Annotated in this window: 6 protein-coding genes and 1 pseudogene; 1 reads left to right on the forward strand and 6 read right to left on the reverse strand. The window is 71.9% G+C overall.

Features of this window, described 5'->3' with window-relative positions; genetic code table 11:
- Positions 1-13: 13 nt before the first annotated feature.
- Positions 14-130 (forward strand): hypothetical protein, encoded by a 117-nt coding sequence (locus PV721_RS39805; RefSeq protein ID WP_319733224.1) that lies wholly within the window; start codon positions 14-16, stop codon positions 128-130.
- Positions 131-635: 505 nt separating this feature from the next.
- Here the strand turns inward: PV721_RS39805 and PV721_RS39810 are convergent.
- The 6 genes and pseudogenes from PV721_RS39810 to PV721_RS39840 all read right to left on the reverse strand — a co-directional run bounded on the left by PV721_RS39810 (position 636) and on the right by PV721_RS39840 (position 6,104).
- Positions 636-911, reverse strand: a complete 276-nt coding sequence (locus PV721_RS39810; RefSeq protein ID WP_319733214.1) for an isoamylase early set domain-containing protein — start codon at positions 909-911, stop codon at positions 636-638.
- A gap of 349 nt (positions 912-1,260) precedes the next feature.
- Positions 1,261-1,560, reverse strand: a complete 300-nt coding sequence (locus tag PV721_RS39815; RefSeq protein ID WP_319733216.1) for a hypothetical protein — start codon at positions 1,558-1,560, stop codon at positions 1,261-1,263.
- A gap of 31 nt (positions 1,561-1,591) precedes the next feature.
- A pseudogene (locus PV721_RS39825) lies at positions 1,592-2,926 on the reverse strand (molybdopterin-dependent oxidoreductase).
- 229 nt (positions 2,927-3,155) lie between these two features.
- On the reverse strand, positions 3,156-3,692 hold the full coding sequence (locus PV721_RS39830; RefSeq protein ID WP_319733217.1) for a hypothetical protein: 537 nt from the start codon (positions 3,690-3,692) through the stop codon (positions 3,156-3,158).
- A 140-nt stretch (positions 3,693-3,832) separates the two neighbouring features.
- On the reverse strand, positions 3,833-4,789 hold the full coding sequence (locus PV721_RS39835; RefSeq protein ID WP_319733219.1) for a TIGR03557 family F420-dependent LLM class oxidoreductase: 957 nt from the start codon (positions 4,787-4,789) through the stop codon (positions 3,833-3,835).
- Positions 4,790-4,919: 130 nt separating this feature from the next.
- Complete coding sequence (locus tag PV721_RS39840) at positions 4,920-6,104, reverse strand: alcohol dehydrogenase catalytic domain-containing protein (protein ID WP_319733221.1); 1,185 nt, start codon at positions 6,102-6,104, stop codon at positions 4,920-4,922.
- Positions 6,105-6,346 lie beyond the last annotated feature (242 nt).

A 6,346-nucleotide genomic window follows, 5' to 3' on the forward strand; every position in this document is an offset into this window, starting at 1 on the left:
CGAATCCGTCGGCATCACGGCAAACGAACCGGGCATCGCCGTCACCGACAGCAGCACCGCGGCCGTGGACGCACTCACGACGGCGCTGGCCGAGCACCGTGCCTGGGACAGGTTCCCGCCTGCCGTCTGACCTCGGCTGGACGCCGAGAAACGGACAAACGAGCCCACCGCAACCTGGCGGCGGTGGGCCCGTCCGTGACCCGAAGCGGTTCCAGGAGCAGTCTCAGGCGGGACATCGCCTGGTGACGGACCTGGTTCTCGCCCCCGTGCCTCTTGCCGTGCTGACGTCGGCGAGCGATCGTGGGCCGGTGCCAGGACAGGGGAAGAGGAAGCGGCGGCAAGAGGCCGAGAGGCAGCGGCTGGCTGCTGGCACTGCGCCGGACGCGGGGCAGTGGGAGGTGGTCCTTGAGACAAGGGACCAGGCGGAGTTGCGCGCGCACTTGCGCCGTCTGCGGGAGGCGCGGATCGACGAATCGCTGATCAGGATCGACACGCTGTGTCGACGCCCGGTGGAGCAGAGCACCCATCGGCTGAGCCGGTTCGTGGCAGACACGGCTGCGCGGGCGGGACCGCGAGCTCTCTGAGCCCTTGTTGCCCACGGTGGACGGGCATGGTCGTCCGTGGCCTGGCCATCGTCAGGTGTGCAGGCGGCTGTTGGCGCCGTCGTGGCCGTCGGCCTGCTCATCGTCGAACCAGTAGTCGCCGGCGGCGAGGTAGCGGAACGAGTGCTTGCTGTGCGCGGGAAGGGAGACGCGGGCTGCGCGGGTGCCGTCACCGCGTGCTTCAAGGGGGTGGGCGGCGGGGTTCCAGTGGTTGAAGTCCCCGACCACGCTCACCGGCCCCTCCGGCGCGTTCTCCGGGAGGACGAAGGTGACCTGGGTACGGCCCTTGAGCCGCTTGCGTTCCAGCACGAAGATCTCCAGCTGTTGAAGGGGTCGGGGAACGGGGTCCGTGCATCCTCGCGAGCCCGTGAGCCGGCTCCGGCCGCATGGGCCGCCGCCGTGTGTGTGCCGGTCACCCGGCCGGCCTCACCCCAGGGCCGTAGGGGGCTGGACGCGAGGGGTTGGGTGCGGGGCCCGGCCGGGGTGGCTTCTTCGACCGGCCGGGCCCCGCGTGTGGGGACATCTCGTCGCCTTGCCACCGTGACACGCCGGAGCCCGGGCTGCCCGCTGTGAGGCTGGAGGCGTAGTCCGATCGGGGGACCCTGCCGTAGGCCGCCGACCCGCGGTCGCGGAACAAGCCGGGATGTGCTCCACGCCGTCAGAGCAGGTTCCGGATTCCCGGCTCCGCACCGTCCTCCATGGCCTCCGCTCCGGATCCGTGCCGGCCGACGGGCAGTACGGGACGGCCTCGCGCGTCCTCCATCGCGAAGGCGGTGCCGGCGTACAGAGCCAGGACGGTGAGCGCCAGGCCGACCGCACCCGCTGCGTCCTCCCAGGCCGGTGCCCAGGTGAGCTGATGGGTTCCTGCCAGAGCCAGGCGCAGGGCCACGCAGCCGATGACGACAGCCGCCGCGAGCTTGCTGTCGCCCGCAGCCGCGAGGGGGGCGAGCAGGACCACAGCCGCAATCAGGAGGAACAGCCCAGCGGGGTCATGGAGGTGCCTCTCCCGCCCCCGCGTCGTGCCGCGCGTCCGGGGCGGGCACCGGCGTCGAGGCGGTGGTCGTGGGTGCCGGTGCCGGGCCGGAGAGTTGGGCCGCCAGGGTGATGCGGGCAGCACCCGTCTTGAACAGGGGCTGCTTGGAGGCCGGGTCCCAGGCGGTGGGGGTGAGTTCGTTCGCGGCCCGGTGGTGGCCGGTTCCCTCGGGGGCGTCCCAGTAGCCGTAGTGGAACGGCAGGAAGAGGACGCCCTCCCGGATGCCGGTGATGCGCGCCCTGGCCCGGACGGCTCCTCGCCGGGTGGAGAGCAGCCGTCCGGCCTGGCCGAGGAGGCCGGCTGCGGCGCGGATCTGCTCGGCGGGGATCCCGGTGGCCTCGGCGGCGGCGTCGGCCGGAAAGCCGGCCACCTGACGGGCGAGGCGGTCGAAGCCGGTCACGTGCGCCTCGATGTAGGCGGGATCGATCCAGCCGCCGGCGATCACCTCGTGCAGCAGGCCGTTCATCAGGGCGAGGTTGGTGCCGGGCCTCGGCTGGAGGTGGATCGTGGCGGCCTCGGACACCGGGCGCGGGCGGGGATCGACGCACAGCAGGACGGGCGGCTCCGGACCGGCGAGACGGTCCAGGATCCGGCTCCAGAGCACGCCCTGGGTCTCCGCCATGTTGTGCCCGAAGAGGCCGATGGTGTCGGCGTGGTCGATGTCGCCGTACGAACCGGGCTGGCCGTCGCAGCCGAAGGACTCCTTGAGGGCCTCGCCGGCGGTGGCCGTGCAGAGCCTGGTGTTCCCGTCGAGGTGCTTGGTGCCCAGACCGCTGCGGGCGATGACCGCCAGCGCGTAGTACTTCTCCAGGAACAGCTGGCCGCTGGTGTAGAAGCCGATCGAGGAGGGGCCGGGGCCGTCGAGGAGCGCGCGGGTGCGGTCGGTGATCCGGGTCATCGCGGTGTCCCAGTCGGCCTCCCGCTGGACGCCGTCCTCCCGGATCAGCGGCCGGGTCAGGCGGTCAGGCGAGGCGATCGCCTGCCAGCCCTAGAGGTCCTTGGGGTCGAGGCGGCCGCGGTTGACCCGGTCGCGGGCCGTCCCCCCGGACACCGACGAGCCGGCCGTCCCCCGCACCGCCAGCTCCATCGCATCGCCGTTGGAGTGAAGGTTCGAGGCCGTCGGAACCCACCGGTCCACACGGACGGCGCCGTCGCCGGCGCCCTCCCCGTCGGGGTCTGCGGCGAGGTACGCGGCGACGCGTACGGGCCAGGGCGCGCCACGGCCGCAGGGGGGCCGCAGGCCCCACGGCTCGGCGATTCGGTCGGCTGCCGGGCGGGATTCCTTCGCCATGATCTGCGCCTGCCCCCTTCCGGTACGCACATGCCTACGGGGGCGGGAGCCCGTTCCCTTTCGGAGCGGGCCGTGCGCCGCGCGAGGGATGCGGGACGTACTCCCGGGCCGAGTGTGGGGCGGGGAGCCTGCTCACTCCGGCCGGAGCCAGGACCGAGGAGGTCCTGGTAGCGGAGGCGTGCCGTTCTCGTCGGCCCCGTAGCGGCGGGCGCAGCGGCTCATCCCGCGTTCACGAGCCCAACCGGGGCCCGGCCGCCGGCCGGAGGGGGCCACCGGGCACAGGCGCCGGGGCCGTCCCTTCGAGTTCTGCCGCGAAGACCTCGGCCGCGCGACGCCGGCGCAGGCCGTCCAACATGAGGGCCTGGTTGTCCGCACGGGCGAGGAGGCGGTCGAGGTCGGGGGCATCGAGGCGTCCGTCGGTCGCGGCGAGTTCGCGCAGTGCCCGCCAGCACGCGGCCTTGCCCTCGACGCCCAGGAGCATCGTCTCGAGTTCGACCACATCGCTGAGCGGGGAGCGGCGGACGAGGTTCCCGTTCGGCTTGAGCCGCCCCGCCGTCTCGCCGATCCGGCCCACGACCTCGTGTACGCGTCGTACGGGGACGTGGACGTCGCGCATGACGCGGCGCAGGCTCCGCTGGTCCTCCTTGATCTGCTTCGCCAGCTCTGCGAGCCCCGGGCCTCCGTCCGTGCTGCGGTGCCGTTTGGCGATCCGCCGGGCGAGACGTACGCCGGCACTCGAGCCGGTGAGGTGATCGTTCAGGTACACGGTGAGGAATGACGGCCCCGGTTCTGCCGGGGAATTGATGTGGCGCATGGGCGAACGCTCCGATCGGGGACATCCGGTGCCGGGTGGCCGGTGCCGATGGCCGGCGCCTGCACGGGCCGGAGGAACGCGGGCACGGTCGGTCATCCGCCGAGGGCGGGCAGCACCTTCTCGCGGTAGGCGGCGAAGAAGGCCTCTTGACCGGGGCCGATCTGCCCGATGTACACCTCCTCGAAGCCCGCGTCCACGTAGGCGCGCACGGCGGCCACGTGCTCCTCGACGTCGTCGCCGCAGGGGACGTTCTCCGACACCTGCTCGCGGGTGACGAGTTGGCTCGCCTGTTCGAAGTGGGCCGGTGTCGGGAGGATCTGGGCCAGCTCACCGGGGAGGTGTTCCGTGGGCCACAGGCGGTGCGCGGTGCCCACGGCCCTGTCCCGGTCCGTGTCCCAGCACACCTTGAGACCGCCGATCACCGGTTTTCCCCCACCGCCGGCGTCCCGGAAACGACCGATGGCCTCATGGTCGGGGCCCATGGTGACGAACCCGTCGCCGATGCGGCCGGCCAGTTCTGCGGCCTTGGGGCCGAAGCCGGAGACGTGGACGGGCAGTCGGCCGTGCGGGGCGGTGTAGAGGCGGGCGTTGTCGACCGTGTAGTGCGTGCCGCGGTGGCTGATCTGGCGGCCCGTGAAGAGCTTGCGCATCACCTCGACCGCTTCCTCCAGCATGTCGGCACGCTCGTCGAAGGAGGGCCAGCGGTCGCCGAGGATGTGTTCGTTGAGTGCTTCGCCGGTACCCACGCCGAGGGCGAAACGTCCCTCCAGCAGTCGGCTCGACGTGGCGGCGGCCTGGGCCGTCACGGCCGGGTGCATGCGCACGGTGGGGCAGGTGACGAGGGTGGTCACCGGCAGGTCCACGGTCTGGGACAGGGCTCCGATCATCGACCAGACCAGCGGGCTGTTGCCCTGCGCGTCGTTCCAGGGATGGAAGTGGTCGGAGATGGCCAGGCGGGTGAAGCCGGCATCCGCGGCCCGGCGGGCCTGCTCCAGCAACTGGCCCGGGGTGAATTCCTCGCAGGAGAGGAAGTAGCCGAACGACGTCATGGATCTCTTACCTCCACGGGGAGGGGACGGACGGACCCCCGGTCGGCGCGTGCCCCTGGCTCGGCGGGACAAACATCGCAGCGGTCGGGCCACCGCCCGAAAGGCGCCTCGGTGGGACAGGCGCGTCGTATCACGGGGTGAAGAGGACCTTGACGGCGCCGTCGCGCTTCTTCTGGAACATCTCGTACGCGTCCGGAGCCTCTTCGAGCGGCAGCCGGTGCGTGGCGAAACCGTCCACGCCGAGCGGATCTGCGTCGGTGAGGAGCGGCAGGATGTCGTCGACCCAGCGCCGTACGTTGGCCTGGCCCATGCGCAGCGTGAGCTGCTTGTCGAACATGGTCAGGACGGGCATGGGATCGGCCGCGCCGCCGTACACCCCTGCCACGGAGACGGTGCCGCCGCGGCGGACGAGGTCGATCGCGGTGTGGAGCGCGGAGAGCCGGTCGACGCCGGCGTGTTTCATCATGGCCGCGGCGAGGGCGTCCGGCAGGAGGGTCGTCACGCCCTGCGCGGCGGCGGCGACGCGGCTCCCGTGGGCTTCCATCCCCACGGCGTCGATGACGGCGTCGGGGCCCCGGCCGGCGGTGAGGTCGCGGACGGCGTCCGCCAGGTCCTCGGTGCTCTGCCGGACGTCCAGGGTGTGGACACCGCGTCGACGGGCCCGGTCCAGGCGTTCCGGAACGAGGTCGATCCCGATGACCGTACCCGCGCCCTGGTGGGCGGCTATGCGGCAGCTCATGTCACCGATCGGCCCGAGGCCCAGCACGGCCACGCTGCCGTCCTGGGGTATGTCCGCGTACTGGACCGCCTGCCAGGCCGTGGGCAGGACGTCCGAAAGGTAGACGAAGCGTTCGTCGGGCGGCCCGTCCGGGACCGGGACCGGGAGGGCGTTGCCGAACGGGACGCGCAGATATTGGGCCTGGCCGCCCGGCACCTGGCCGTAGAGCTTCGTGTAGCCGAAGAGCGAGGCTCCGGTGCCGTGCTCGTGGACCTGCGTCGTCTCGCACTGGGACTGGAGCCCGCGGATGCACATGTAGCACCGCCCGCAGGAGATGTTGAAGGGGATGACCACCCGGTCCCCGGGCTTCACGGAGGTGACCTCGGGTCCGACCTCCACGACGATGCCCATGGGCTCGTGACCCAGGATGTCGCCGACGTCGAGGAAGGGTCCGAGCACTTCGTAGAGGTGCAGGTCGGAACCGCACAGGCCGGTCGTCGTGATCTTGACGATGACGTCGTCACCTGCGCGGATGGCGGGGTCGGGGACGGTGTCGACGCGCACGTCCCGCTTGCCGTGCCATGTGAGTGCCCTCATGGTGCCTCCTTGCCGACTGTCCTGGTTCGCGTGCCGGTCCGTACTGCGCCGTGTCCCCTACGGTGCGCGTGCCCGCAGCCTTGCCGACGAACCCGAATGGCGGCCTTTTCCTCTTTTCTGCTTGTTTGGCCGCTGCTGCTCCGAGCGACCGCGTAGACGCCGTGACCTCCGGGCTCGGACGTGGGCTCCGACGCTGTTCCGCGGTCGTTTCCGCGAGGGGGGATGAGCGGGGGAGTGGAGGG

Source organism: Streptomyces sp. MB09-01, assembly GCF_033794505.1.
GTDB lineage: Bacteria > Actinomycetota > Actinomycetes > Streptomycetales > Streptomycetaceae > Streptomyces.

Bases quoted from the DNA above. Each gene is read 5' to 3' on its own strand.
- PV721_RS39835 (WP_319733219.1), bottom strand. From the start codon at position 4,789: ATGACGTCGTTCGGCTACTTCCTCTCCTGCGAGGAATTCACCCCGGGC.
- PV721_RS39840 (WP_319733221.1), bottom strand. From the start codon at position 6,104: ATGAGGGCACTCACATGGCACGGCAAGCGGGACGTGCGCGTCGACACC.